General features: G+C 59.4%; 25 protein-coding genes and 1 pseudogene. 12 read left to right on the top strand and 14 right to left on the bottom strand.

Features of this window, described 5'->3' with window-relative positions; all coding sequences use genetic code 11:
• Positions 1-63 precede the first annotated feature (63 nt).
• A complete protein-coding gene (gene fabV / locus BLL42_RS01235) occupies positions 64-1,260 on the top strand; it encodes an enoyl-ACP reductase FabV (RefSeq protein ID WP_071550406.1) in 1,197 nt (398 codons plus the stop codon).
• Between the two features lie 86 nt (positions 1,261-1,346).
• On the opposite strand, the gene BLL42_RS01230 is transcribed toward fabV, so the two are convergent.
• The gene (locus BLL42_RS01230; protein ID WP_071550405.1) at positions 1,347-1,676 is read right to left on the bottom strand and encodes a DHCW motif cupin fold protein; all 330 of its coding nucleotides are present in this window, start codon (positions 1,674-1,676) and stop codon (positions 1,347-1,349) included.
• Between the two features lie 194 nt (positions 1,677-1,870).
• On the opposite strand from BLL42_RS01230, the gene BLL42_RS01225 reads away from it, so the two are divergent.
• Complete coding sequence (locus tag BLL42_RS01225; protein WP_071550404.1) at positions 1,871-2,071, top strand: hypothetical protein; 201 nt, start codon at positions 1,871-1,873, stop codon at positions 2,069-2,071.
• A 69-nt stretch (positions 2,072-2,140) separates the two neighbouring features.
• Here the strand turns inward: BLL42_RS01225 and BLL42_RS01220 are convergent, their stop codons facing one another.
• Complete coding sequence (locus tag BLL42_RS01220; RefSeq protein WP_071550403.1) at positions 2,141-2,425, bottom strand: hypothetical protein; 285 nt, start codon at positions 2,423-2,425, stop codon at positions 2,141-2,143.
• Between the two features lie 274 nt (positions 2,426-2,699).
• Here BLL42_RS01220 and BLL42_RS01215 point away from each other — a divergent pair, with 274 nt between their 5' ends.
• Positions 2,700-3,287 (top strand): LysE family translocator, encoded by a 588-nt coding sequence (locus tag BLL42_RS01215; RefSeq protein WP_071550402.1) that lies wholly within the window; start codon positions 2,700-2,702, stop codon positions 3,285-3,287.
• 10 nt (positions 3,288-3,297) lie between these two features.
• On the opposite strand, the gene BLL42_RS01210 is transcribed toward BLL42_RS01215, so the two are convergent.
• The gene (locus BLL42_RS01210; protein ID WP_071550401.1) at positions 3,298-4,131 is read right to left on the bottom strand and encodes a helix-turn-helix transcriptional regulator; all 834 of its coding nucleotides are present in this window, start codon (positions 4,129-4,131) and stop codon (positions 3,298-3,300) included.
• 36 nt (positions 4,132-4,167) lie between these two features.
• Positions 4,168-4,263 (bottom strand): annotated as a pseudogene (locus BLL42_RS29450) (VOC family protein); the annotation flags it as partial.
• Between the two features lie 155 nt (positions 4,264-4,418).
• On the opposite strand from BLL42_RS29450, the gene BLL42_RS01205 reads away from it, so the two are divergent.
• Complete coding sequence (locus BLL42_RS01205) at positions 4,419-4,880, top strand: (2Fe-2S)-binding protein (protein WP_071550400.1); 462 nt, start codon at positions 4,419-4,421, stop codon at positions 4,878-4,880.
• Between the two features lie 2 nt (positions 4,881-4,882).
• Positions 4,883-7,051: a xanthine dehydrogenase family protein molybdopterin-binding subunit gene (locus BLL42_RS01200; protein WP_071550399.1), complete on the top strand. Its 2,169-nt coding sequence runs from the start codon at positions 4,883-4,885 to the stop codon at positions 7,049-7,051.
• Positions 7,052-7,071: 20 nt separating this feature from the next.
• Here BLL42_RS01200 and BLL42_RS01195 read toward each other — a convergent pair whose 3' ends face one another.
• Entirely contained in the window at positions 7,072-7,497 is a 426-nt protein-coding gene (locus tag BLL42_RS01195; protein ID WP_071550398.1) for a VOC family protein, read from the bottom strand.
• A gap of 115 nt (positions 7,498-7,612) precedes the next feature.
• Between BLL42_RS01195 and BLL42_RS01190 the strand changes: the two genes are divergently transcribed.
• Positions 7,613-8,467, top strand: coding sequence for a LysR family transcriptional regulator (locus BLL42_RS01190; protein ID WP_071550397.1), 855 nt, complete (start codon positions 7,613-7,615; stop codon positions 8,465-8,467).
• Positions 8,468-8,590: 123 nt separating this feature from the next.
• Here BLL42_RS01190 and fabI read toward each other — a convergent pair whose 3' ends face one another.
• From fabI to gloB, 8 genes are all read right to left on the bottom strand, one after another.
• A complete protein-coding gene (fabI, locus tag BLL42_RS01185; protein WP_071550396.1) occupies positions 8,591-9,385 on the bottom strand; it encodes an enoyl-ACP reductase FabI in 795 nt (264 codons plus the stop codon).
• A 19-nt stretch (positions 9,386-9,404) separates the two neighbouring features.
• On the bottom strand, positions 9,405-11,015 hold the full coding sequence (locus BLL42_RS01180; RefSeq protein ID WP_071550395.1) for an ABC transporter ATP-binding protein: 1,611 nt from the start codon (positions 11,013-11,015) through the stop codon (positions 9,405-9,407).
• 1 nt (position 11,016) lies between these two features.
• Positions 11,017-12,036 (bottom strand): ABC transporter permease, encoded by a 1,020-nt coding sequence (locus tag BLL42_RS01175; RefSeq protein WP_071550394.1) that lies wholly within the window; start codon positions 12,034-12,036, stop codon positions 11,017-11,019.
• A gap of 1 nt (position 12,037) precedes the next feature.
• Positions 12,038-13,111, bottom strand: a complete 1,074-nt coding sequence (locus BLL42_RS01170; protein WP_071550393.1) for a microcin C ABC transporter permease YejB — start codon at positions 13,109-13,111, stop codon at positions 12,038-12,040.
• A 1-nt stretch (position 13,112) separates the two neighbouring features.
• Positions 13,113-14,954 carry an extracellular solute-binding protein gene (locus BLL42_RS01165; RefSeq protein ID WP_071550391.1) on the bottom strand — a complete coding sequence of 614 codons (1,842 nt, stop codon included), beginning with the start codon at positions 14,952-14,954 and terminating at the stop codon, positions 13,113-13,115.
• The gene (locus BLL42_RS01160; protein WP_174553321.1) at positions 14,951-16,780 is read right to left on the bottom strand and encodes an extracellular solute-binding protein; all 1,830 of its coding nucleotides are present in this window, start codon (positions 16,778-16,780) and stop codon (positions 14,951-14,953) included. Before BLL42_RS01160 ends, BLL42_RS01165 begins: the two co-directional genes overlap by 4 nt.
• A 180-nt stretch (positions 16,781-16,960) precedes the next feature.
• A complete protein-coding gene (locus BLL42_RS01155; RefSeq protein ID WP_071550389.1) occupies positions 16,961-18,385 on the bottom strand; it encodes a transglycosylase SLT domain-containing protein in 1,425 nt (474 codons plus the stop codon).
• Between the two features lie 99 nt (positions 18,386-18,484).
• Positions 18,485-19,252, bottom strand: coding sequence for a hydroxyacylglutathione hydrolase (gloB, locus tag BLL42_RS01150; protein ID WP_071550387.1), 768 nt, complete (start codon positions 19,250-19,252; stop codon positions 18,485-18,487).
• Between the two features lie 65 nt (positions 19,253-19,317).
• On the opposite strand from gloB, the gene BLL42_RS01145 reads away from it, so the two are divergent.
• Together BLL42_RS01145 and rnhA are read left to right on the top strand one after the other, a co-directional pair.
• Positions 19,318-20,076, top strand: a complete 759-nt coding sequence (locus BLL42_RS01145; protein ID WP_071550385.1) for a class I SAM-dependent methyltransferase — start codon at positions 19,318-19,320, stop codon at positions 20,074-20,076.
• 105 nt (positions 20,077-20,181) lie between these two features.
• Positions 20,182-20,634: a ribonuclease HI gene (rnhA, locus tag BLL42_RS01140; RefSeq protein WP_071550383.1), complete on the top strand. Its 453-nt coding sequence runs from the start codon at positions 20,182-20,184 to the stop codon at positions 20,632-20,634.
• A 110-nt stretch (positions 20,635-20,744) separates the two neighbouring features.
• Here the strand turns inward: rnhA and BLL42_RS01135 are convergent, their stop codons facing one another.
• Entirely contained in the window at positions 20,745-21,635 is an 891-nt protein-coding gene (locus BLL42_RS01135; RefSeq protein ID WP_071550381.1) for a LysR family transcriptional regulator, read from the bottom strand.
• Between the two features lie 127 nt (positions 21,636-21,762).
• Here BLL42_RS01135 and BLL42_RS01130 point away from each other — a divergent pair, with 127 nt between their 5' ends.
• The 4 genes from BLL42_RS01130 to BLL42_RS01115 all read left to right on the top strand — a co-directional run bounded on the left by BLL42_RS01130 (position 21,763) and on the right by BLL42_RS01115 (position 25,307).
• A complete protein-coding gene (locus tag BLL42_RS01130) occupies positions 21,763-22,911 on the top strand; it encodes a muconate cycloisomerase family protein (protein WP_167368521.1) in 1,149 nt (382 codons plus the stop codon).
• A gap of 10 nt (positions 22,912-22,921) precedes the next feature.
• Entirely contained in the window at positions 22,922-23,212 is a 291-nt protein-coding gene (gene catC / locus BLL42_RS01125; RefSeq protein WP_071550377.1) for a muconolactone Delta-isomerase, read from the top strand.
• A 51-nt stretch (positions 23,213-23,263) separates the two neighbouring features.
• Positions 23,264-24,193: a catechol 1,2-dioxygenase gene (gene catA, locus BLL42_RS01120; protein ID WP_071550375.1), complete on the top strand. Its 930-nt coding sequence runs from the start codon at positions 23,264-23,266 to the stop codon at positions 24,191-24,193.
• 157 nt (positions 24,194-24,350) lie between these two features.
• Positions 24,351-25,307 (top strand): AraC family transcriptional regulator, encoded by a 957-nt coding sequence (locus BLL42_RS01115; RefSeq protein ID WP_071550373.1) that lies wholly within the window; start codon positions 24,351-24,353, stop codon positions 25,305-25,307.
• Positions 25,308-25,439 lie beyond the last annotated feature (132 nt).

Here is a 25,439-nt window from a genome sequence, read left to right as displayed (position 1 = left end):
CCCAGCGTCTATGACTTTTATAGCCAGTGTTGGCTCTCGGCATCTTGGAAGAGGGAGATATTTATGATCGTTAAACCGCGCGTTCGTGGTTTTGTTTGTGTGACTACCCACCCCACTGGCTGCAAAGCCAACGTCAAGAATCAGATCGACTACGTGCGTGCTCAAGGACAGATCACCGATGGACCAAAGAATGTCCTCGTGCTTGGTGCATCGACCGGCTACGGACTTGCTGCACGCATCACCGCGGCTTTTGGTTGCGGTGCCCAGACGCTGGGTGTGTTCTTCGAACGTGAAAGTGTCGAGGGTAAACTCGGCACCGCCGGCTGGTACAACACCGCGGCCTTTCACACGTTTGCCGAGTCAGAAGGCCTCTACGCCAAGAGCATCAACGGCGACGCCTTCTCCGATGAAGTCAAGCGCCTGACCATCGAGACCATCAAGCGCGACATGGGCAAGATCGACCTGGTGGTCTACAGCCTCGCCGCGCCGCGTCGTACCGATCCGAAAACCGGTGAAGTCTACAGCTCGACGCTCAAGCCGATCGGCAAGTCGGTTACCCAGCGCGGCCTGAACACCGACAAGGAAGAGGTCAACGTGACCACCTTGGCCGAGGCGACCCAGGAAGAAATCGACGGTACCGTCAAGGTCATGGGCGGCGAAGACTGGCAGATGTGGATCGACGCACTGCACGACGCGGGCGTTCTGGCCGAGGGGGCGAAAACGACGGCATTCACTTACCTGGGCGAGAAGCTGACCCACGACATTTACTGGAATGGCTCCATTGGTGCGGCCAAGAAAGACCTGGATCAGAAAGTCCTGAGTATTCGTGAGCAATTGGCGGATCTGGGCGGCGATGCGCGGGTCTCGGTATTGAAAGCGGTAGTGACCCAGGCCAGTTCGGCGATCCCGATCATGCCGTTGTACCTGTCCTTGTTGTTCAAGGTCATGAAAGAGCAAGGTACACACGAAGGGTGCATCGAGCAGGTCTACGCGCTCTACAAAGACAGCTTGTTTGGCCATCCTCCCGTCATGGATGAAGAAGGGCGTCTGCGCGCGGATTACAAGGAATTGGCGCCTGAAGTCCAGGAGCGCGTCAAGCAACTCTGGGATCAGGTCAGCAATGACAACCTTTACGAACTCACCGACTTTGCCGGTTACAAGGCGGAGTTCCTGCGCCTGTTCGGCTTTGGGATCGAAGGGGTGGACTACGAGGCTGACGTCGATCCAGACGTCAAGATCTCCAACCTGGTCCAGGCTTAAGTCGCAGCAGTAGCGAAAATGGGGGCGGATTTATTTGCGTGGCAAATAAGTCCGCCCCTTTTTGCATTCAGCCGAGCGAGGCGAGGTCAATCAACCACAAACAGCTTCGCCCCCGTCACGGTCGACGACCTGTGAGGCTCAGCATTATCAGCCACCTGATAGCTCATGCCGGGTTTGAGCACGAACTGGCGGCCATCCTCGAGCTCGGTGTGCAGTTCGCCTTCAAGGCACAGCAGGATGTGACCCTTCGAGCACCAGTGGTCTGCCAGGTAATCGGCGGTGTATTCAACCATTCGGACGCGAATTGCGCCGAACTGGCGGGTGCGCCAATAGGCGCTGCCGCGTTCACCGGCGTGGACGGTGGGTTCGATGATTGACCAGTCGGTTGTGCCGAACGGGATAGCTGCTATATCCATGGCGAGTTCTTGAAGTCAGGAGAGAGCACCGATTTACGCAGCTGGGGGCGGGTTGTCAATGGATGGCGCTTCTTCAGAAGCTGAACCCCTGCTGTCCGAGGGTAATGTTTCATTATGTTTCAGATGGTCTGTCGGCGTAGGATGGTTAACTCGGATCGTGCATCACCTCGTTTCCAGCCAAGGGGAACTGAAAAATGAAGTTGAACCTCGTCAAAGCTTTCTTGATTGCTGGCACGTTGTTGTTGAGCGCGTGCTCTGGCATGACAACCAGCAGCTGTTTTTCAGAAGACTGCCATCAGTTTAACGGTCAGGGCGCCAACAAGATGAGCTTTGGTGGTAGCCCGATCGGCAACAGCTTTAATCAATACAGTTCAGGGCTGATGCAGCACGACTGATTCGGCCATTCGCAAACCGGATACGCCGATGGTAACCATCGGCGTTCCTTTGGCGTTGTGTTCACAACCCTAAACGTAGGGCTGACCACTGAATCCCCGTGGGAGCCGTTGCTGGCCCGGCATGTCGCTGAGTCTTTTGATCCAGGACGTGCGCCAGTCAATCGAGGCATGTGCGACTTTGGCTCTGCGCGCCGCTCGGCGTGCAGCGTTGCGAGCGTCTTTTCGGGCGTCCTTGAACGCGTCGGTATTACGGCAGCTACGGCATTTGACGCGGGCAAACTCAGTCGTAGACGTGAGATTGCTGCCATGGCGGCCGCAGGCCAGATGCCCGGCAGTCTTATAGTGAGTCACCATCGATGGATCTCCTTCGCAATGATTTCGGCGTAGCGCGAGGGTCACTTGCTATATCCATATGGGTGACTCTGCACTGTCTGGACTCGCTGCCCATTCAGCGGTGTGAGGAGGGTCAGAGGCCGCGATCCCATTACTATTAATGACACCTGTGTGACCGACGCGTTCGATCTGAAATGTCGAGGGCTGCACGGGGTGTTTTTCTTCAATACAGGCCTGTCAGCGTTCTCCTACTTTGAGCGCCGGAATGTCCCGAAGTTATTGAAGAAGGTGTGCAATGAGTCTGCTCATTTCCATGGCCGCATTTGCGTTGGCGTCGTCGATCACCCCAGGGCCGGTGAACATCGTTGCGTTGAGCTCGGGCGCGCAGTACGGCTTTCGTGCCAGTCAACGGCATGTGGCGGGTGCGACGCTGGGGTTTGTTTTGCTGCTGGTGTTGATGGGGTTGGGGCTGCATGAGTTGCTGCAGCTGTGGCCATCACTGACGCGGGTGGTGCAGTTGTTCGGGGTGGCGTTTTTGCTGTTCATGGCCTGGAAACTCGCTACTGACGATGGTCGGCTCAGCGCGGGTGATTCAGGGCAAGCGCCGACAATGTTCTACGGCGCGCTGATGCAGTGGCTCAACCCTAAAGCCTGGCTGGCCTGTGTCGCTGGGATGGGGGCTTTTGTTGCCGACGGCGAGGCGCAACTGGTCTGGCAGTTTGCGGCGGTGTACCTGGTGGTCTGCTACCTTTCGGTGGCGTGCTGGGCCTATGCCGGGACCTTTCTGCGGCAGTACCTGAGCAATGCCGGCGGTATGCGCTTGTTCAATCGGTTGATGGCGTCATTGCTGGCGGTCAGCGCGGGTTACTTGCTGTTGACCTGAGTGTCAGACATCAGCCGCGATACTGCCCCGGCGTCGCTGCCAGATGCTGTTTGAACGCTCGCTGAAAATGCGCCTGATCGGAGAACCCGGCTTCCAGTGCCACGTCGGCAATCAGCTTGCCCCGGCGTAGTTGGCTACGAGCGAACTGGATGCGGCGGTTGACCAGAAACGCATGGGGCGTCATGCCGTAATGCTGCTTGAAAGCGCGGATCAGGTACGACGCCGACAGCTCTGCCGCGTCGCAGATGTCTTCGAGTTTCAGCGACTGGGTGCAGTTGTCGCGGATGTAATCGGCCGCTCGTTCCAGCTTCAGGTTGGGCTCGCGAACGGTCAGTTCGGCCGGATTGAGCTTTAGCTGCACGTCAGTAAAAAACGCTATGGCGGCGCTGTGTTTTTGCAGCGTTTCCAGCTGTTCGTCGAGCAGTATGTCATACAGCCGATTGAGCTCGCTAAACAGCTCGGCATGGTCGCAGTGGGTGGTGGAGAAGCGCCGGAAGTCCAGCTCTTTGCTGAACCCCAGTTGATGCTGAAGGTGGGTCAGCCACGGCGTATCGACATACAGCATGCGATAAGACCACGGCTGATCGTCGATCGGGTTACAGGCGTGGACATCGCCGGGATTCATCAGCACCACGGTGCCGGTGCCGACTTCAAACGCGGCTTGCTCATGGATATAGGTGCTGCGCCCGGCGGTGATCGCGCCGATGGAAAAGTGCTCGTGAGAATGTCGGGCGTAGCAGACTTCGCGGCCGTCGGCGATGGAGCGCGCTTCGATGAAGGGCAGTGCGTTATCGCGCCAGAAGCGTGGGGCTTTGTCAGCATCTTTGGCAATGGCATGTTTCATCTGCGAGCGTCCTTTGGCAGTCCAGTGGGGAGTGTATTAGCTCTCGTCGTTAAAGGCTCGCTCAAGCGTGGCGATGTCGATTTTTTTCATCTGCAACATGGCCTGCATGGCACGCTGAGACTTGCTCGAGTCTTTGTCGGTCATCATTTTTTTTGTGACCGGTGGTCGCGCCAATCAAGGTCTCGGGAAAATTGCGCTTAGCTCAATGGATAAACCGAGGCGCGCGTAGGCACTCGTTGCCGCAGTGACGCCGTGAAAGGACACCGTGAGTTGCTGAGGAGACCGCCGTGCTGACGTTCAATATCAATGGCAAAGACCAATCCCTGGAAGTGCCCGGCGACATGCCGCTGTTGTGGGTATTGCGCGATGTCGCGCACCTGACCGGTACCAAGTTCGGTTGCGGCATGGCCCAGTGCGGCGCCTGCACGGTGCATGTCGACGGCGCGCCGTTGCGCTCCTGCATCACCCCGGCGGCGGCTGTCGCCAACGGGCAAAAAATCCTCACCATCGAAGGCCTGTCGAGCGACGGTTCGCACCCGGTGCAACGTGCCTGGGCCGAGATCGACGTGGTGCAATGCGGTTACTGTCAGTCAGGCCAGATCATGTCAGCGGCAGCTTTGTTGGCGAAAATCCCGTCACCGAGTGACAGCGACATCGATCAGGCGCTGTCGGGCAATATCTGTCGGTGCGGAACCTATCCGCGGATTCGTGCGGCGGTCAAACGTGCTGCGCAAATCGGGGAGGCATGACCATGAGCGCAGTGATCGATACTTCACGTCGGCAGTTTCTGAAAGGCAGTGCTGTACTCGGTGCGGGCCTGGTGGTGGCGTTTGTCATTCCGGGGGCCAATCGTTTTGCGCAGGCGGCGTCGACACTGGATGCAGTGTTCGCCCCCAACGCCTTTTTGCGCATCGCCCCCGATGGCAGCGTGACGGTGTTGTTGGGGCACTCCGAGATGGGGCAGGGGATCTGGACCGGCCTGACCATGTTGATTGCCGAAGAGCTGGATGCCGACTGGACGAAAATTCGCGTCGAGCATGCACCAGCATCGGCGGCTGATTATGGTCTACCGGCTTTCGGTGGCATGCAGATCACCGGCGGCTCGACCTCGACCTGGATGGAATTCGACCGCTACCGGCAGGCCGGCGCAGCCGCACGCTTGATGTTGATCGAGGCCGCCGCCAAGCGGTTCAACGTTGCACCCTCGACAGTACGAACCGAGCCGGGCGTGGTAATCGCCGGTGATCAGCGGGCGACTTACGGTGAGTTGGCCAATGACGCCGGCCAACTGCCAGTGCCGGATCCGGCGTCGATCAAGCTCAAGGAGGCCAAGGACTGGAAGATCATCGGCAAACCGACCAAGCGCCTGGATACCCCGGAAAAAATCACCGGCCAGGCGAAATTTGGTATGGATGTGCAGTTCGATGGGTTGTTGACGGCGATGGTCGCGCGCTCGCCGGTGTTTGGTGGCAGCGTCAAATCATTCGACGGCGCGGCGGCACTGGCGCTGCCGGGCGTGCATAAAGTCGTGCAGGTGCCGACGGGTGTCGCGGTGGTGGCCGATCATTATTGGGCCGCGAAGCTCGGCCGCGATGCGCTGAAAGTCGACTGGGACCTGGGGCCCAACGCTGATCTGGACAGCGACGCCTTGCTGCAAAACTTCCGCAAACTTGCCGCGATCCCCGGTACCCCGGCCAGCCAGGCGGGGGATATCAGTGCCGCGTTGAGCACGGCGGTGAAGACCATTGATGTTGAGTACAGTGTTCCCTACCTGGCCCACGCACCGATGGAGCCGCTTAACTGCACGGTAAAGATCACCCCGGACAAATGCGAGATCTGGACCGGCACCCAATTCCAGACGCTGGACCAAATGGTCGCGGCGAAAATCACCGGGCTCAAACCCGAGCAGGTCGAGATTCATACCGAATTCCTCGGTGGCGGTTTTGGTCGTCGAGCCAATCCGACCTCGGACTTTGTCAGTGAAGCGGTGCAAGTCGCCAAGGCCGCTGGCGGCCCAGTGAAAACTGTCTGGTCGCGGGAGGACGACATACGCGGGGGTTACTACCGCTCGGCGTTTCTCCATCACGCGCGCATTGGTCTGGACGCCAAAGGCATGCCCCAGGCCTGGCAGCACGTACTGGTCGGTCAATCGATCATGGCCGGCACTTCATTCGAAGCGACGATGGTCAAGAATGGCGTCGATGCCACCTCGGTCGAAGGCGTGGCCGACAGTCCGTACATCAAGGGGCTGGCCAACCATCTGGTCGATCTGCATTCGCCGAAAACCGGCATCAGCGTGCTGTGGATGCGTTCGGTGGGGCACACTCACACGGCGTTTGTCGTCGAGTCTTTGGTTGATGAACTGGCCACGGCGGCCGGCAAGGATCCGGTGGAATACCGACGGACCTTGCTCAAGGAGTATCCGCGACATCTGGGGGTGCTGAACCTTGCGGTGGAGAAGGCCAACTGGAAGGCGCCGTTGCCTGCGGGGCACGCGTTGGGCGTGGCGGTGCATGAGTCTTTTGGCAGTTACGTCGCGCAGGTGGCCGAGGTGTCCCAGGACAACCTGAAGATCCGCGTGCACCGTGTGGTCTGCGCGGTCGATTGCGGCATTGTGGTGAACCCGGCGAGCATCGCCGCGCAGATGGAATCGGGCATCACCTTTGGCCTGGGGTTCACCTTGCACAGCAAGCTGACCTTCAAGGACGGGCAAGTGGTGCAGTCCAATTACCATGACTTTCAGGTGCTGCGCCTGAATGAAATGCCGGAGGTCGAGGTGCACATCGTCCCCAGCACTGAAAAACCGGGCGGCATCGGCGAGACCGGGGTGCCACCGACGGCTCCGGCGGTGGCCAACGCGGTGTTTGCCCTGACCGGGCAACGGTTGCGCGAACTGCCCTTGCAACTGGCGGGGGTGTGAGATGAGGCGGCGCCTATAGGCTACCTGGCGAACAACTGGTCGATGTCTTTGAACGCCTTGAACTCCAGTGCGTTGCCGCACGGGTCGAACAAAAACATCGTCGCCTGTTCGCCCACCAGACCTTTGAAGCGAATACCGGGCTCGATCACGAAACGCGTGCCCAGGGACGTGAGCCGTTCGGCCAGGGACTCCCATTCATCCATCGACAGCACCACGCCGAAATGTGGAACCGGCACGTCGTGACCGTCCACGGCATTGGTGTGGGCGGATTCCTGGGTGGCGGTTTTCGGGTGTTCGTGGATGACCAATTGGTGGCCAAAAAAATTGAAGTCCACCCAATGCTCGCTTGAGCGGCCTTCCTCAAGGCCGAACACCTGGCCATAGAAAAGCCGCGCGGCGGTAAGGTCATACACCGGGATGGCCAGATGGAAAGGGGATAGACGCATGATGATCAAGCCTCGACAACGGGGAAGTTGAGACTGATTCTAGCCTTGTTATTTTTGATTAAATGACGATAATTTTTGCCTCCAGCTCAAATAAAATCGATCGATTGAGGTGCTCATGCTGCGTGAACTGAAAACCTTCATCGCAGTGACTCGCTATGGCACGTTTGCCGCTGCCGGTATGCACATTGGCCTCACGCAATCGGCCGTCAGCGCACAAATGCGCAACCTGGAGCAGGCGCTGGGTATTCGACTGTTTGACCGCACCGGGCGTCAGGCGATCCTCAACGCAGCGGGGCAGCGGGCGTTGCCGATGGCCCGGGAAATCCTCGAAACCTTTCAGCGCATGGCCGTCAGTGACGATGTCAGTGAGTTTCGCGGCGAATTGAGAGTCGGGGCTGTGGCGACGGCCCAGACCGGTTTGCTGCCCCAGGCACTGCTGCGATTGCGCCAGCAGGCGCCGTTGCTCGAGCCGAAACTGGTGCCTGGCGTGTCACTCAACCTGTTGAGTCAGGTCGACGCTGGCGAGCTCGATCTGGCGATCCTGATCAAGCCACCCTTTGAGTTGCCCAAGGAACTGTCTGCTCAAGTGATTCGGCAGGAGCCTTTTGTGTTGATCGTGCCGCCGGACCTCGAAGGTGAGGATCCTTTGCAGGTGCTCAGCACGCATCCACATGTGCGTTATGACCGCAACTCGTTCGGTGGCCGTCTGGTGACACGCTTTCTGCGCGAGCAGCAGATTGAGGTAAAAGTCGCGCTGGAGTTGGATGAGCTGGAGGCGATTGTGAAAATGGTCGAGTGCGGGCTGGGTGTGGCGTTGATTCCCCAGGCGGGGCTCTGGCTGGACTATGGCGCGAAGGTCAGGGTCATAGGGTTGGGCGAGTTGACGTTCTATCGGGAAATTGTGCTGCTGCAGCGTTACAGCCAGCGCACACAACCGATCCAGCAATTGTTTGCGCAGTGCCTGGTCTAAAAGATCGCAGGCTCCTACGGGCGTACACAAATACCCCGTAGGAGCTGGCGCAGCCTGCGATCTCTTGATCTTACATCCATAAAAAACCCGCCAATCGGCGGGTTTCTTGTTAACGCGCGAAGATTACTCTTCGATATTGCCCATGGCGGTGGTGTTGAAGCCGCCGTCCACGTACATGATTTCGCCGCTGATACCGGACGCCAGGTCCGAGCACAGGAAGGCGCCAGCGTTGCCGACTTCGTCGATGGTGACGTTGCGACGCAGCGGCGTTTGCGCTTCGTTGGCGGCCAGCATTTTACGGAAGTTCTTGATGCCGGAAGCGGCCAGGGTACGGATCGGGCCAGCCGATACCGCGTTGACGCGGGTGCCTTCCGGGCCCAGGGAGCCGGCCAGGTAACGTACGCCCGCTTCCAGGGAAGCCTTGGCCATGCCCATGACGTTGTAGTTCGGCATGGTGCGCTCGGCGCCCAGGTAAGACAGGGTCAGCAGGCTGCCGTTGCGGCCCTTCATCATGTCGCGGCCGGCTTTGGCCAGGGCTACGAAGCTGTAGGCGCTGATGTCGTGAGCGATGCGGAAACCGTCACGGGTGGTGGCTTCGGTGAAGTCGCCGTCCAGTTGGTCGCCCGGGGCGAAGCCAACGGAGTGCACGATGCAGTCCAGGCCGTCCCACTTCTTGCTCAGTTCTTCGAAGACCTTGGCGATTTCTTCATCGCTGGCCACGTCGCACGGGAAGCACAACTCAGGGCTCGAACCCCAGCCTTGTGCGAACTCTTCGACACGCCCTTTGAGTTTGTCGTTCTGATAAGTGAAGGCAAGCTCAGCGCCCTCGCGATGCATGGCGGCAGCGATACCGGATGCGATGGACAGCTTGCTGGCGACACCGACGATCAGTACGCGCTTACCGGCGAGAAAACCCATGTGTTGCTCCTCTTTCAGGTTATTGCGCAGTGGCTGGTGCCAGGAAAGCGGCCTCCAGCAACTGCTGTGTATAGGGATGTTGCGGTGCGGCAAAGATATCTCGCGCATCACCTTGTTCGACCACTTGGCCATGCTTGACCACCATCAATTGGTGGCTCAGCGCTTTAACCACAGCCAGGTCATGGCTGATAAACAGATACGTCAGGTTGTACTTGCTTTGCAGTGTGCGCAGCAGGTCAACCACTTGGCGTTGCACGGTGCGGTCGAGGGCCGAGGTCGGCTCGTCCAGCAAAATCAACGCCGGCTTTAGCACTAAAGCCCGGGCAATGGCGATTCTCTGCCGTTGCCCGCCGGAAAATTCATGGGGATAGCGGTGCCGGGTTTCCGGGTCCAGACCGACTTCCTTGAGTGCCGCGATAATCGCTTGTTCCTGTTCAGCCGTCGTACCGATCTTGTGTATCCGCAGGCCTTCACCGACGATCTCGCTCACACTCATCCGTGGGCTCAGGCTGCCGAAAGGGTCCTGAAAGACCACCTGCATTTCCCGCCGTAGCGGCCTTACCTGTTGCTGCGACAGGCAGTCCAGCTGCTTGCCTTCAAAACGGATCGCACCTTTGCTGGCAATCAACCGCAAAATCGCCAGGCCCAGTGTGGACTTTCCCGAACCACTCTCGCCGACGATGCCCAGGGTCTGTCCCTGAGGCAGGCTGAAGTTGATTCCGTCCACCGCTTTGACGTAATCGACGGTATGTCGCAAAAAGCCTTTTTTGATCGGGAACCAGACTTTCAGGTCCTCGACTTGCAGCAATGGCGGGCCGATGACATTGGTTGCCGGGTTGCCGCGAGGCTCCGCTGCCAGCAGCTCCCGGGTGTAAGGATGCTGCGGCGCACGGAACAGCGCTTCGCACGACGCCTGTTCGACGATGCAGCCGCGCTGCATGACACATACGCGATGCGCGATTCTCTGGACCAGGTTCAAATCGTGGCTGATCAGCAGCAGGGCCATGCCCAAGCGGGCCTGTAACTCCTTGAGCAGTTCAAGGATTTTCAGCTGAACAGTCACGTCCAGTGCGGTGGTCGGTTCGTCGGCGATCAGCAGTTCCGGTTCATTGGCCAGGGCCATGGCGATCATCACGCGCTGACGCTGACCACCGGACAGTTCGTGAGGCAGGGCCTTGAGTCGTTTGTGCGGTTCGGGAATGCCCACCAGCTCCAGCAGTTCCAGAGTGCGTTTGGTCGCGACCTTGCCGGTCAGGCCCTTGTGGATACCCAGTACCTCGTTGATCTGTTTCTCGATCGAGTGCAGCGGGTTCAGCGAGGTCATCGGCTCCTGAAAGATCATCGCAATCCGGTTGCCGCGAATGTGACGGATGGTTTTCTCTTTCAGCGACAGCAGGTCATGCCCGGAGTAGTTGATGGTGCCGGTGGGGTGCCGTGCCAAAGGGTAGGGCAGCAGGCGCAGGATCGAGTGCGCGGTCACCGATTTGCCCGAACCGCTTTCGCCGACCAGTGCCAGGGTTTCACCGCGCTTGATGTCGAAGCTGACGCCTTCCACCACCCGTTGCACATGCTCACCGACCACAAACTCGACAGAGAGGTCGCGCACTTCGATCAGATTGTCCTGATTCATTTCACTTCCTCGGGTCGAAGGCATCGCGAGCGGACTCGCCGATAAACACCAGCAAACTCAACATCACTGCCAGCACCGCAAAGGCGCTCATGCCCAGCCACGGCGCTTGCAGGTTGGATTTGCCCTGAGCCACCAGTTCACCCAGCGATGCGCTGCCTGCCGGCAGGCCGAAGCCGAGGAAATCCAGCGCGGTCAGGGTGCCGATGGCGCCCGTGAGGATGAACGGCATGAAGGTCATGGTCGAGACCATGGCGTTGGGCAGGATATGGCGGAACATGATTGCGCCGTTCTGCATGCCCAGCGCCCGGGCGGCGCGTACGTATTCCAGGTTGCGCCCACGGAGGAACTCGGCGCGGACCACGTCGACCAGGCTCATCCAGGAAAACAGCAGCATGATCCCCAGCAGCCACCAGAAGTTGGGTTGCACGAAACTGGCGAGGATGATCAGCAGATACAGCACGGGCAAACCCGACCAGATCTCCAGGAAACGCTGCCCGGCCAAATCAACCCAGCCGCCATAGAACCCCTGCAAGGCACCGGCAATCACGCCGATGATCGAGCTCAGAATGGTCAGCGTCAGCGCAAACAGCACCGACACCCGGAAGCCGTAGATCACCCGCGCCAGCACGTCGCGGCCCTGATCGTCGGTGCCCAGCAGGTTGTCTGCCGAGGGCGGTGCCGGGGCCGGGACTTTCAGGTCGTAGTTGATGCTCTGGTAGCTGAACGGGATCGGCGCCCACAAGGTCCAGGCGTCCTTGGCCTTGAGCAGTTCGCGGATGTACGGGCTCTTGTAGTTGGCTTCCAGCGGGAATTCGCCGCCGAAGGTGGTTTCCGGGTAACGCTTGAGTACCGGGAAATACCATTGGCCGTCGTAATGCACGGCCAGCGGCTTGTCGTTGGCGATCAGCTCGGCGCCGAGGCTTGCGCCAAACAGGATCAAAAACAGCCACAGCGACCACCAGCCGCGCTTGTTGGCCTTGAACCGGTCGAAACGTCGGCGATTGAGAGGGGACAGGTTCATCTCAATGCTCCCGGTGTTCGAAGTCGATACGGGGATCGACCAGGGTGTAGGTGAGGTCGCCGATCAGTTTCACCACCAGCCCCAGCAGGGTGAAGATGAACAGGGTGCCGAATACCACCGGGTAGTCACGGTTGATCGCCGCTTCGAAACTCATCAGGCCCATGCCGTCGAGCGAGAAGATCACTTCCACCAGTAGCGAACCGGTGAAGAAAATCCCGATGAAGGCCGACGGGAAGCCGGCAATCACCAGCAGCATGGCGTTGCGAAACACATGGCCGTAGAGCACGCGATGCCGGGTCAGGCCCTTGGCCTTGGCGGTGACGACGTACTGTTTGTTGATCTCGTCGAGGAAGCTGTTTTTGGTCAGCAGGGTCATGGTCGCGAAGTTGCCGATCACCAGTGCTGTCACTGGCAGCGCGATGTGCCAGAAATAATCGCGGATCTTGCCGGCCCAGCTCAGCTCATTGAAGTTGTTCGAGGTCAGGCCCCGCAGGGGAAACCAGTCCAGGTAGCTGCCGCCGGCAAACACCACGATCAGCAGAATCGCAAACAGGAACGCCGGGATCGCGTAGCCGACGATGATCGCCGAACTGGTCCACACGTCGAAGTGGCTGCCGTGCCGGGTGGCCTTGGCGATCCCCAGGGGGATCGACACCAGGTACATGATCAGCGTGCTCCAGAGCCCGAGGGAGATCGACACCGGCAGCTTTTCCTTGATCAGGTCGATGACCTTGGCATCACGGAAGAAGCTGTCGCCGAAATCCAGGGTGGCGTAGTTCTTGATCATGATCCACAAGCGTTCCGGCGCCGACTTGTCGAAGCCGTACATGTGCTCGATTTCCTTGACCAGCGCCGGGTCCAGGCCCTGGGCACCGCGATAGCTGGAACCGGCCACCGACACTTCGGCTCCGCCGCCAGCAATGCGGCTGGTAGCGCCTTCGAAGCCTTCGAGTTTGGCGATCATCTGTTCCACCGGACCGCCGGGCGCCGCCTGGATGATCACGAAGTTGATCAGCAGAATGCCGAACAGGGTTGGAATGATCAGCAACAGTCGCCGAAAAATATACGCCAGCATCTTATTGCTCCATGCCCGCAGGGTCGGCTTGCTCTTTGGTCTGCACTTCGGTCGCAGGTTTTGCACCGGGCTTGATCCACCAGGTGGATATACCCACGTCATTGGTCGGTGAGACGTTCGGGTGGCCAATGTGATTCCAGTAAGCCACGCGCCAGGTCTTGATGTGCCAGTTGGGGATCACGTAATAGCCCCATTGCAACAGCCTGTCGAGCGCCCGTGTATGAGCTATCAGACTTTTGCGTGAGTCGGCGTTGATCAGCGCTTCGACCAGTTGATCGACTACCGGGTCTTTCAGGCCCATGTAGTTGCGGCTGCCGGGTTTGTCGGCGCTTTCGGACTTCCAGAACTCGCGCTGTTCGTTACCCGGTGAGCTGGACTGCGGGAAGCTGCCAACCACCATGTCGAAGTCGCGCGAGCGCACGCGGTTGATGTACTGCGACACGTCGACCCGACGAATCACCAGGTCAATCCCCAGGTCACTCATGTTGCGTTTGAACGGCAACAGCACCCGCTCGAACTCGGTCTGCGCCAGCAGGAATTCGATGCTTACCGGTTTGCCGGTGGTGTCGACCATCTTGTCGTCGACGATCCGCCAGCCGGCTTCCTGCAACAGTTGATAGGCCTTGCGCTGTTGGGCGCGGATCATTCCGCTGCCGTCACTGAAGGCGTTCTGGAACGCTTCGCTGAACACCTGATCGGGGATTTTGCCCCGGAACGGATCGAGGATCGCCAGTTGATCCTGATCCGGCAGGCCGGTGGCGGCCATTTCCGAGTTTTCGAAGTAGCTTCGGGTGCGCGCGTAGGCACCGTTGAACAGCTGCTTGTTGGTCCATTCGAAGTCCAGCAACAGGCTCAGGGCCTGGCGCACACGCACATCCTGGAACACCGGGCGGCGCAGGTTGAAGACAAAGCCCTGCATGCCGGTGGGGTTGCCGTTAGGGATCTGCTCCTTGATCAGGCGACCCTCGGTGACGGACGGCGTGTTGTAGGCGTTGGCCCAGTTTTTTGCGCTCATCTCCAGCCAGTAATCGAACTGCCCGGCCTTCAGCGCTTCCAGCGCGACGGTGTTGTCGCGGTAGTAGTCGGTGATCATGGTGTCGAAGTTGTAAAAGCCTCGATTGACCGGCAGGTCCTTAGCCCAGTAGTCCTTGACCCGCTCATAGCGGATCGAGCGTCCAGCCTTGACCTCACTGACCCTGTACGGGCCGCTACCCAGTGGAATTTCCAGATTGCCCTTGCTGAAGTCGCGGCTTTCCCACCAGTGCTTGGGCAGTACCGCCAGTTGTCCGAGGATCAGCGGCAGCTCGCGGTTGCTGGTGTGCTTGAACGTGAACAGCACCCGCAACGGGTCTTCGGCGATCACGTTGTCGACGTCGCTGTAGTAACCGCGATAGAGCGGCGAGCCGCTTTTCATCAGGGTCTGGAAGCTGAACACCACGTCTTCGGCACGCACCGGATGGCCGTCATGAAAACGCGCTTCGGGGCGCAGGTAGAAACGCACCCAGCTGTTGTCCGGCGCTTTTTCGATTTTGCCGGCGATCAAGCCATACTCGGTAAACGGCTCATCCAGCCCCTGTTTCGCCAGGGTGTCGTAGATCAGGCCAATGTCATCGGCCGGCACGCCCTTGCTGATGAACGGGTTGAGGCTGTCGAAGCCACCGGAGCCGGCCTGGCGGAAGACCCCGCCTTTGGGCGCGTCCGGGTTCACGTAGTCGAAATGCTTGAAGTCGGACGGGTATTTCGGCGGCTCGTTGTACAGGGTCAAGGCGTGCTGCGGGGCAGCGTGGGCCGTGCAGGCAAGTCCCGCAAAGACCAGACCCAGCAGGGTACGCAAACACATCATTGGGCTTTCTCCGAAGTCTTCAGCCACCACGCATTCAGTCCCAGGGTGTAGGGCGGCGTGGTGACGAAGGCGAACCGGTTGCGGTACGCCAGGCGATGATAATCGATATACCAATTGGGGATGCTGTAGTGCTGCCACAGCAGTACCCGGTCCAGCGCTTTACCGGCCGCCAGTTGCTCGTCACGGGATTTTGCCGCGAGCAGCTGTTCCAGCAGATGATCGACCACCGGGTTGGCAACGCCCGCGTAATTCTTGCTGCCCTTGACCGAGGCCTGGCTCGAGTGGAAGTACTGCCACTGCTCAAGTCCGGGGCTGAGAGTTTGGTCGAGGGTCATCAGGATCATGTCGAAATCGAACTGGTCCAGACGCTGTTTGTATTGGGCTCGGTCGACGGTGCGCAGGTGCGCGTCAATGCCGATACTGGCGAGGTTCTCGGCGTAGGGCTGGAGAATGCGCTCCAGGTTCGGATTGACCAGCAGGATCTCGAACCGCAGCGGCTGTCCGGCTGCATTCTGCAGGCGCTGACCATTGAGCTTCCAGCCAGCCTCGGCGAGCAAACCCAGCGCCCGGCGCAGGGTTTGCCGGGGGATGCCGCGGCCGTCGGTCTGCGGCAGGCTGAAGGGCTCGGTGAACAGCCTGGCAGGGAGCTGATCGCGGTAAGGCGAGAGCATCAGCCATTCATGACCGACCGGTAAGCCTGAGGCGGTGAACTCGCTGTTGGGGTAGTAACTCATGGCCCGTTTGTAGGCATCGCTGAACAGGGTGCGGTTGGTCCATTCGAAGTCAAACATCAAGCCCAGGGCTTCACGCACCTTGTCGTCGGCAAAGGTACCGCGCCGGGTGTTCATGAACAGGCCTTGGGTCTGGGTCGGAATCTGGTGGTTGATCTGCGCCTTGATCACATCGCCACGCCGCACGGCCGGGAAGTTGTAGCCATTGGCCCAGTTCTTGGCCTGGTGCTCGATGTAGATGTCGAACTCGCCGGCCTTGAATGCCTCGAACGCCACGTCGCTGTCGCGATAAAACTCGACTTCAACGCGATCATAGTTGTACTTGCCGCGATTGACCGGCAGGTCCTTGCCCCAGTAATCCTTGACCCGTTCAAACACCAACTGCCGACCCGGCTGAACCTCGGTGATGCGATAGGGGCCACTGCCCAGCGGTGGTTCGAAGGTGGTGGCCTTGAAGTCGCGACCTTCCCAGTAGTGCTGCGGCAACACTGGCAACTCGCCCAGGCGCTGGATCAGCAACGGATTACCGGCACGCTTGAACACGAAGCGGATGCGTTGTGGATTGAGGATGTCGACCCGCTGCACTTCCTGAAGGTTGGTGCGGTATTGCGGATGACCTTCCTTGAGCAGCAAGCGATAGGAAAACGCGACGTCGTAGGCCGTGATCGGCGTACCGTCGTGAAAACGCGCTTCCGGGCGCAGGTTGAACACTACCCAGCTGCGGTCTTCGCTGTATTCGACAGACTGGGCGATCAACCCGTAACTGGAGGCGGGTTCATCGCCGGACGGCGCGTATTGGCCGGTACCGACCATCAACGGTTCGTTCAGCTCGTTGATGCCGTACTGCAGAAAGTTCGGGGTCGCGACCGGGCTGGTGCCCTTGAAGGTGTAGGGGTTGAGCGTATCGAAGGTGCCAAACGCCATGACCCGCAACGTACCGCCCTTGGGCGCTTGCGGATTGACCCAGTCAAAGTGGGTGAATCTGGCCGGGTACTTGAGTGTGCCGAACTGCGCATAACCATGGCTTTCGCTGATCGTTGCGCTTGCGGGAAAGCTCAGTGCCAGACTGATTAGGAGCAGGAGGGGGCGTATCAAGGCAGAGATCCGGTCCAGGCGGCTTGGGCTTGTGGACCGTACAGTAACAGCTTGTATGCACAGGAAAAAGGTAGGGGCGGAAAGCCGCGTAGAGCTACAAAAAAAGATCGCAGCCTGCGGCAGCTCCTACGCCGAGCACACGTCCTGTAGGAGCTGCCGCAGGCTGCGATCTTTTCTTTTTTAACGCGGGGAAGAAACGGTCAGCATCTGCCCAGGTTTGAGGGCCTGGCCAACACGTGGGTTCCAGCGCTTGAGGTGTTGCATCTCAACGTTGAAGCGCTTGGCGACCATGTACAGCGAGTCGCCTTGCTTGACCTTGTATTGGGTCTGCTTCTTGTTGTTGGCCGCAACCACCGTGCTGGTGCGTGTGCTGCGCTTGCTGGTGTCTCGCATCACCAGGGTCTGGCCAACCTTGAGGTCCCTGCCGTTCAGCTTGTTCCAGTGTTGCAGGTCCTTGACCTCGACCTTGTTGGCCTTGGCGATCTGCGTCAGGCTATCGCCGCGCTTGACCCGATAGCTGCGCTTGAGTTTTGCCAGCTCACCGTCGTCAGCACCTTCGAACACCGGTTTGAGCGAACGCTTGCTGATCAACTCTTCGGGTTTCATGGTTGACAGACTGGCGGTCAGCAACTGCGCTTTGGACGTCGGCACCAGCAAGTGTTGGGGACCGTCGACGGTGGTGCGTTGCTTGAAGGCCGGGTTGAGCTGAAACAGTTCGTCTTCGTCGATGTTGGCCACTTCGGCAACCTTGGACAGGTCCATGCGCTGGTTGATTTCGACAACTTCGAAGTAGGGGCGGTTGGCGATCGGGTTGAGGTTCACGCCATAGGCTTCTGGCGACAGAACCACTTGCGACAAGGCCAGCAGCTTGGGCACATACGCTTGGGTTTCTGCCGGCAGCGGCAGGTTCCAGTAGTCGGTGGGCAGGCCGAGTTTTTCGTTACGCTCGATGGCCCGGCTGACCGTGCCTTCGCCGGCGTTGTAGGCCGCCAGGGCCAGCAGCCAGTCACCGTTGAACATGTCGTGCAGGCGGGTCAGGTAATCCATCGCCGCGATGGTCGACGCGGTAATGTCGCGACGACCGTCGTAGAAGCGGGTTTGACGCAGGTTGAAGTAACGCCCGGTGGACGGGATGAACTGCCACAGACCGACCGCATCGGAGCGCGAGTAGGCCATCGGGTTGTAGGCGCTTTCGATCACTGGCAGCAGTGCCAGCTCCAGCGGCATGTTGCGTTCTTCGAGGCGTTCGACGATGTAATGGATGTACAGGCTGCCGCGTTCGCTGGCGCCTTGAAGAAACGATGGATTGCTGGCGAACCACAGGCGCTGTTGCTCGATGCGCGGGTTGACGCCGAGCCCGTCCTGCAACTGGAAGCCTTGGCGCATCCGCTCCCAGACATCCTGCGCGGCTAGCGGCGATGGCTTTTCGCTGAGCCAGATAGGTTTTTGCTTGGTCCGGGTGGAAAGCGTATGTGCCGCGTCGGTTTGCGGCACATGACTGGTGCTTTGGCAGCCCGCCAAGGTGGCGGACACAGCCACCGCGATGGCTTGAGCCAAGCGGGTCAATGCGTCTGATTTGATGGATTTACGAATAGTTGACGACATTGGCTGGAAGTTAGTTCCGGGCAAAAATGTCGGGCGATTCTAGAAAGCGCACGGGGTGCGGTCAACCATTCAGAATTTTTGGACCTATAGTAGCCCCGTCTAGAACGTATCTTTCCAAGTCCTCAGGGCCGCAAAAACCTCACTCGGAGCCCGGTTATCCTGGCCATTCCGTTCGTCTGCTTTTTCTTTAACAGATGTTTCGCCGGTACGCAAAAAAGGGTTGGTGAGCTTCTCCAGCGCCAGGGTCGACGGCAGGGACATGTGTCCGGCCTCGCGTAACTGGGAAACCTTCTTGAGTCGTTCGGCAATCTCCGGGTTATTCGGCTCGACAGCCGCGGCAAAGCGCAGATTGCTCAGGGTGTACTCGTGGGTGCAGTACACCCGTGTGTCTTCGGGCAGTGCGGCCAGACGGCTGAGGGAGTGGTGCATTTGCTCCGGTGTGCCTTCAAACAAACGCCCGCAACCGGCAGCGAACAGGGTGTCGCCACAAAACAGCAAGCCTTGATGGTAATAAGCGATATGGCCCAGCGTGTGGCCGGGCACCGCGAACACATCGAACTCCCAACCGAGTACGCTGACGCGGTCGTTATCGTTCAGGGCCACGTCCCGTCCAGGGATGTTTTCGCTCGCCGGGCCGTAGACGGTGGCGCCCGTCGCTTTTTTGAGTTGCTCGACACCGCCGACGTGATCATGGTGGTGATGAGTGATCAGAATGTCGCTGAGCCGCCACCCCGGGTGCATGGTCAACCAGGCCTGCACGGGTGCGGCATCACCCGGATCGACCACGGCGCAACGCTGGTTGTGGTGATCCTGTAACAACCAGATGTAGTTGTCGGTGAAGGCGGGAAGGGCACTGATCTGTATCATCGCGAGATTCGCCAAGCGGAAAACATTGGTGCATCTTAGAGCTTCTTGGCGAGTTGGAGAATGCAATGACCGATAAAGCGTTCGCTCAGGCTGATCCTGACTGGCTGGCATTGATCAGTGCCGCCCGCGAGTGGCTGTCAGGTCCCATCGGGCAATTTTTGCTGAATGAAGAACGCCAGATGCTCGAAGACGAGTTGGGGCGTTTCTTTGGCGGGTATCTGGTGCATTACGGTCCTTCGGCCGAAACACCCCCGGCGGCGAGGCAGGTGCAACGTAATGTCCGTCTGGGAGCGCCGTTGCCGGGGGTGGAAATTGTCTGTGAAGAACAGGCCTGGCCGATCAGTGAGCACGCTGCCGACGTGGTGGTGATGCAACATGGGCTGGATTTCTGCCTGTCGCCTCATGGCCTGCTGCGTGAAGCCGCCAGCGCGGTGCGTCCCGGCGGGCACCTGTTGATTGTCGGGATCAACCCCTGGAGCAGTTGGGGACTGCGGCACGTGTTTGCCCACGACGCCCTGCGCAAGGCGCGCTGCATTTCGCCGTCGCGGGTCGCCGACTGGCTCAACCTGCTGGGGTTTGCGCTGGAGAAACGCCGCTTCGGGTGCTATCGTCCGCCGCTTGCGTCCCCGGCATGGCAAGCCCGCCTGGCCGGCTGGGAACGCAAGGCCGGTGACTGGCAGCTGTCCGGTGGCGGCTTCTATCTATTGGTGGCGCGCAAGATCGTCGTTGGCTTGCGACCGGTCCGCCAGGTGCGCCGCGAGCCTATGGGCAAATTGATCCCGCTGCCGATGGCCAAGGTCAATCGTCGTCATCTGGAACCGTAAAACACTCTTTCTCTTAATTATTATATTGGTCGGCCGGGCTTGCCCGGCCTCGGGCGTTGTTGATCATTGATCGGCAAGCCACAGACATTTTCTGGATAGGTTGGCATGAGCGATAGCGTAGAACTCTTCACCGACGGCGCCTGCAAGGGCAACCCTGGCCCTGGCGGCTGGGGCGCACTGCTGGTGTGCAAGGGCGTTGAAAAGGAACTCTGGGGCGGCGAAGCCAATACCACCAACAACCGCATGGAGCTGATGGGCGCGATTCGTGGCCTCGAAGAGCTCAAGCGTTCCTGCGACGTGTTGCTGGTCACCGACTCACAATACGTGATGAAAGGCATCAACGAATGGATGGTCAACTGGAAGAAGCGCGGCTGGAAAACCGCGGCGAAAGAACCGGTGAAAAACGCTGACCTGTGGAAGCTGCTCGATGAGCAGGTCAATCGCCACAACGTCACCTGGAAATGGGTGCGCGGCCATATCGGGCATCCCGGCAACGAACGCGCCGACCAGTTGGCCAACCGTGGCGTTGACGACGTTCGGGGTTACAAGCAGGACTGATCTACCTGCAAAGATCGCAGGCTACGCCAGCGCCTACGCTGGAATGCGTCCCCGTAGGCGCTGCCGAAGGTTCGGGCCGCGTTCGGACGATCTTTTGATTCTAAAGGCGGTCATTTCGGATCGCGCAGGCGTAACGCTTCGATCAATTTCAGGCAATGACTCAACCCCGGTGATACATCGCCGACACGTCGACTCAGGATGATCGGCGACGTGGCATTGGTTTCCAATACCGGGGTGAAACCGATGTCGTCGCGATGCAGCAACTGCACCGAGGCCGGCACCAGCGTGACGCCGATACCGGCGCCCACCAGGCCAATGGCGGTTTGCAGTTCGTTGGTCCATTGCGCGACCTTGATGCTCACACCGTAGGACTCGAACAGCGCGATCACATGGTCGGCATAGCTGGGGCGGGGATTGCCAGGGTAGAGCACAAACGGCTCATCGGCCAACTCGGTGAGGCTGATGGGGCCGGCCAGCAGCGGATGCCCGGCGGGCAGGGCCGCCACCAGACGGTCTTCATTCAATACGGTTTGAATGATTGCCGGGTCATCGATGCGGATCCGCCCGAAGCCGACATCGATACGTCCAGCCTTGAGCGCTTGCACTTGTTGCAACGTGGTCATTTCCGACAAGCCCAGCTCCAGCTCCAGCGGCTCATTACTGCGCAGGCGCCGGATCAGTTCCGGCAACACCCCATAAAGGGTCGAAGGGGCGAAACCGATACCCAGCCAGGTCTTCTCGCCCAAGCCGATACGTCGGGTGTTGTCGCAGACCTTGCTCAGTTGCTCAAGCAGGGCGCTGGAGTGTTCAAGGAAAAACCGTCCGGCTTCGGTCAGACGCAGAGGTCGTCCACGTTCCAGCAACACCACCCCGAGTTCATCTTCCAGTTGCTGAATCTGCCGGCTCAACGGTGGCTGAGCGATGTGCAGGCGTTCGGCGGCGCGGGTGAAGTTCAAGGTTTGGCCCAGCACCTGAAAGTAACGCAGATGACGCAGTTCCATGAGCTCTCCACAGTCGAGGATGGTGAATACCTTTAAGGTATCGACCCAGACCAATTCTATATTGGAACCCTGAAAAAAGCCGTACGAGAATCCGTCACAGAACTTCAAGAACCTGACGGGTATCGACATGCTTTCTTCTGCCATTGAATCGATCGAGACGATCATCGTCGATCTACCGACTATCCGCCCGCACAAGCTGGCGATGCACACCCTGCAGAATCAGACGCTGGTGATCATCCGCGTGCGCAGCAAAGACGGCATCGAAGGCATCGGCGAATCGACCACCATCGGTGGCCTGGCCTACGGCAATGAAAGCCCGGACAGCATCAAGACCAACATCGACAAACACTTTGCGCCACTGCTGCTAGGGCAGGACGGGTGCAACATCAACGCGGCGATGTTGCGCCTGGAGCGCAGCATTCGCGGCAATACCTTTGCCAAATCCGGTATCGAAACCGCTTTGCTCGATGCCCACGGCAAGCGCCTTGGGCTGCCGGTCAGCGAGTTACTCGGTGGCCGTGTACGTGACTCGTTGCCGGTGGCCTGGACGCTGGCCAGCGGCGATACCGCCAAGGACATCGCCGAAGCCGAGCAAATGCTCGACCTGCGCCGCCACCGGATCTTCAAGTTGAAGATCGGTGCCGGCGAAGTCGACCGCGATCTGGCTCATGTCATTGCGATCAAAAAAGCCTTGGGCGACCGTGCCAGTGTGCGCGTCGACGTCAACCAGGCCTGGGACGAAGCGGTGGCGCTACGGGCTTGCCGGATTCTCGGTGGCAATGGCATCGACCTGATCGAACAACCGATTTCGCGCAATAACCGTTGCGGCATGGTGCGCCTCAACGCGATGAGCCCCGCGCCGATCATGGCCGATGAATCGATCGAGTGTGTGGAAGATGCGTTCAATCTGGCGCGCGAAGGCGCGGCTTCGGTGTTCGCACTGAAAATCGCCAAGAACGGCGGCCCCCGCGCAGTGTTGCGTACCGCAGCGATTGCCGAAGCGGCAGGTATTGGCCTGTACGGCGGCACCATGCTTGAAGGCGGGATTGGCACGCTGGCCTCGGCCCATGCCTTTCTCACGCTGAACAAACTGAGCTGGGATACCGAGCTGTTCGGCCCGCTGTTGCTGACAGAAGACATCCTCAGCGAGCCGCCGGTTTACCGCGATTTCCATTTGCATGTTTCGCAGGCACCCGGCCTTGGCCTGAGCCTGGACGAAGAGCGTCTGGCGTTTTTCCGCCGCGACAAAACCTCCACTGCCATTCATCCCGCCTGAGGAGAACCGCATGTTATTTCACGTAAAAATGACCGTGAACCTGCCGGTCGACATGGACCCAGAGCGCGCCGCCCAGCTCAAGTTCGACGAAAAGTCCCTGGCCCAGCGCCTGCAACAGCAGGGCAAGTGGCGCCATCTGTGGCGCATCGCCGGGCTCTACGCCAATTACAGCGTGTTCGATGTCGACAGTGTGCAGGAACTGCACGACCTGCTAATGCAACTGCCGCTTTATCCCTACATGGCTATCGAAGTGAATGCGATGTGCAGGCATCCTTCCTCTATTCATGAGGATGATCGCTGAGCCGTTGTTTGCCAGCTCTGTACTCTAATAAATACAAGATGAGGATTAATCATGAATGCCAAGATTTCCCACACTGCCAGCGCCCAGAAGTTCCTTGAAGACGCCAGTGGTCTGCTCAACGATGGTGGTAACCCGCGCGCCAAAGCGCTGATCTATCGCATCCTGCGTGATTCGGTGAACATCATCGAAGACCTTGAAGTGACCCCGGAAGAGTTCTGGAAAGCCGTCAACTACCTGAACGAATTGGGTGCGCGGCAAGAGGCTGGCCTGCTGGTTGCAGGCTTGGGTCTGGAACACTATCTGGACCTGCTGATGGATGCCGAAGACGCGCAGACCGGTAAAACCGGTGGCACCCCTCGTACCATCGAAGGCCCGCTGTACGTGGCTGGCGCACCGCTGTCCAACAGCGAAGCACGGCTGGACGACGGCGTCGATCCGGGCGTGGTGCTGTTCATGCAGGGCCAGGTCAAGGACACCAATGGCCAGCCATTGGCAGGCGCCGTGGTGGATGTCTGGCACGCCAACACGGGTGGCACTTATTCGTACTTCGATGGCAGCCAGTCGGAGTTCAATCTGCGTCGCCGGATCGTCACCGACGCCGAAGGTCGCTACCGTTTTCGCAGCATCGTGCCGTCGGGCTACGGTTGCCCACCAGACGGTCCGACCCAACAGCTGCTTGATCAATTGGGTCGCCATGGCCAGCGTCCGGCGCACATCCACTTCTTCATCTCGGCTGACGATCACCGTCACCTGACCACCCAGATCAACCTGGACGGTGACAAGTATCTGCATGACGATTTCGCCTACGCTACCCGTGACGAGTTGATCGCCAAAATCACCTTCAGTGATGATCAGCAGCGTGCACGTGAGCATGGCGTCAGTGGGCGTTTTGCCGAGATCGAATTCGATTTCACCCTGCAGTCGTCGGCGCAGCCAGAAGAGCAACACCGTCACGAGCGAGTGCGCGCGCTGGAGAACTGATCAGCAGCGTTGGCCCGGGCCACGAGATAACTGACCGTTGATTTCGTGGCCTTCCGCTTTGCGGCGACTTGCATAGAATGGCCAGGCCCGATTTGCTGGGGTGCGTGGCCAACAGCACCGATACCGCAGCCGATAATTACAATGAGAGTGAGCGGTTATGCAAGCGCATCTATTGGGTGAGCGCAGCAGAGTGTTTGAACAGGCCGACCCTTATGCAGTGTCGGGCTACGTCAATCAGCACGTCGGCAACCATTGCATCCGTTTGTCCAGGAGCAGCAGCCCTCAGGCCAGTCTCAATCACAGTAAATTCGCCAGCCTCGACCTGTGCCGTATCAGCTATGGCGGCAGCGTGCGGGTGACCTCGCCGGCGCTGGAAACCATCTACCACCTGCAAGTGCTATTACGCGGAAACTGTCTGTGGCGCGGTCATCGGCAGGAACACTACTTTGCTCCCGGTGAGCTGCTGTTGATCAACCCGGACGATCCGGTGGACCTGACGTACTCCGACGACTGCGAAAAATTCATCGTGAAAATGCCCACCAGCCTGCTGGAGTCAGTGTGCCAGGAGCAACGCTGGTTACACCCGGGGCAGGGCGTGCGGTTTCTGGAGAACCGCTACCAACTGGATGAACTCGAAGGCTTCGTCAACTTGCTGGGCATGGTCTGCCAGGAAGCTGAAGCAAGCGAGCGCATGCCGCGTATTCAGGAGCATTACACGCAAATTGTCGTGAGCAAGATGCTCAGCTTGATGAAAACCAATGTCAGGCGCCTCAGCCTCGGTTCGCGTTCAGCGAACTTCGAGTTGATCGCCGACTACATCGAACGCAACCTCAAGCAGGACATCTGCAGCGAAGAACTGGCGCGTCAGGCACAAATGAGCCTGCGTTCGCTGTATGGGTTGTTCGAGCGCAATGCGGCCACCACCCCGAAAAACTACATCCGGCAGAAAAAGCTCGAGCGGGTCAACGCTTGCCTGAGCGACCCGACCTGCACAGTGCGCAACGTGACCGAGCTGGCCATGGATTATGGCTTTTTGCATCTGGGACGATTCTCCGAAAGCTACCGTAAGCAGTTCGGCGAATTGCCGTCGGACACCCTCAAGCGCCGGCACTGATACCGACCGTGTGCCCCCTGTTTTAACGGGCGTACGTTGCCCCCGTAGGAGCTGCCGCAGGCTGCGATCTTTTGATCTTCGACGGCCTGGAAACCGCCAAAGATCGCAGGCTTCGCCAGCGCCTACGCCGAC

Source organism: Pseudomonas frederiksbergensis (assembly GCF_001874645.1).
GTDB lineage: Bacteria > Pseudomonadota > Gammaproteobacteria > Pseudomonadales > Pseudomonadaceae > Aquipseudomonas > Aquipseudomonas frederiksbergensis_B.
This window is presented reverse-complemented; position numbering and strand designations above follow the sequence as displayed.

What these genes read in the sequence shown, in the direction of transcription:
- fabV (WP_071550406.1), top strand. Translation starts at nt 64, where the DNA reads ATGATCGTTAAACCGCGCGTTCGTGGTTTTGTTTGTGTGACTACCCAC.
- BLL42_RS01230 (WP_071550405.1), bottom strand. Translation starts at nt 1,676, where the DNA reads ATGGATATAGCAGCTATCCCGTTCGGCACAACCGACTGGTCAATCATC.
- BLL42_RS01225 (WP_071550404.1), top strand. Translation starts at nt 1,871, where the DNA reads ATGAAGTTGAACCTCGTCAAAGCTTTCTTGATTGCTGGCACGTTGTTG.
- BLL42_RS01220 (WP_071550403.1), bottom strand. Translation starts at nt 2,425, where the DNA reads ATGGTGACTCACTATAAGACTGCCGGGCATCTGGCCTGCGGCCGCCAT.
- BLL42_RS01215 (WP_071550402.1), top strand. Translation starts at nt 2,700, where the DNA reads ATGAGTCTGCTCATTTCCATGGCCGCATTTGCGTTGGCGTCGTCGATC.
- BLL42_RS01210 (WP_071550401.1), bottom strand. Translation starts at nt 4,131, where the DNA reads ATGAAACATGCCATTGCCAAAGATGCTGACAAAGCCCCACGCTTCTGG.
- BLL42_RS01200 (WP_071550399.1), top strand. Translation starts at nt 4,883, where the DNA reads ATGAGCGCAGTGATCGATACTTCACGTCGGCAGTTTCTGAAAGGCAGT.
- BLL42_RS01195 (WP_071550398.1), bottom strand. Translation starts at nt 7,497, where the DNA reads ATGCGTCTATCCCCTTTCCATCTGGCCATCCCGGTGTATGACCTTACC.
- BLL42_RS01190 (WP_071550397.1), top strand. Translation starts at nt 7,613, where the DNA reads ATGCTGCGTGAACTGAAAACCTTCATCGCAGTGACTCGCTATGGCACG.
- fabI (WP_071550396.1), bottom strand. Translation starts at nt 9,385, where the DNA reads ATGGGTTTTCTCGCCGGTAAGCGCGTACTGATCGTCGGTGTCGCCAGC.
- BLL42_RS01180 (WP_071550395.1), bottom strand. Translation starts at nt 11,015, where the DNA reads ATGAATCAGGACAATCTGATCGAAGTGCGCGACCTCTCTGTCGAGTTT.
- BLL42_RS01175 (WP_071550394.1), bottom strand. Translation starts at nt 12,036, where the DNA reads ATGAACCTGTCCCCTCTCAATCGCCGACGTTTCGACCGGTTCAAGGCC.
- BLL42_RS01170 (WP_071550393.1), bottom strand. Translation starts at nt 13,111, where the DNA reads ATGCTGGCGTATATTTTTCGGCGACTGTTGCTGATCATTCCAACCCTG.
- BLL42_RS01165 (WP_071550391.1), bottom strand. Translation starts at nt 14,954, where the DNA reads ATGATGTGTTTGCGTACCCTGCTGGGTCTGGTCTTTGCGGGACTTGCC.
- BLL42_RS01155 (WP_071550389.1), bottom strand. Translation starts at nt 18,385, where the DNA reads ATGTCGTCAACTATTCGTAAATCCATCAAATCAGACGCATTGACCCGC.
- gloB (WP_071550387.1), bottom strand. Translation starts at nt 19,252, where the DNA reads ATGATACAGATCAGTGCCCTTCCCGCCTTCACCGACAACTACATCTGG.
- BLL42_RS01145 (WP_071550385.1), top strand. Translation starts at nt 19,318, where the DNA reads ATGACCGATAAAGCGTTCGCTCAGGCTGATCCTGACTGGCTGGCATTG.
- rnhA (WP_071550383.1), top strand. Translation starts at nt 20,182, where the DNA reads ATGAGCGATAGCGTAGAACTCTTCACCGACGGCGCCTGCAAGGGCAAC.
- BLL42_RS01135 (WP_071550381.1), bottom strand. Translation starts at nt 21,635, where the DNA reads ATGGAACTGCGTCATCTGCGTTACTTTCAGGTGCTGGGCCAAACCTTG.
- BLL42_RS01130 (WP_167368521.1), top strand. Translation starts at nt 21,763, where the DNA reads ATGCTTTCTTCTGCCATTGAATCGATCGAGACGATCATCGTCGATCTA.
- catC (WP_071550377.1), top strand. Translation starts at nt 22,922, where the DNA reads ATGTTATTTCACGTAAAAATGACCGTGAACCTGCCGGTCGACATGGAC.
- catA (WP_071550375.1), top strand. Translation starts at nt 23,264, where the DNA reads ATGAATGCCAAGATTTCCCACACTGCCAGCGCCCAGAAGTTCCTTGAA.
- BLL42_RS01115 (WP_071550373.1), top strand. Translation starts at nt 24,351, where the DNA reads ATGCAAGCGCATCTATTGGGTGAGCGCAGCAGAGTGTTTGAACAGGCC.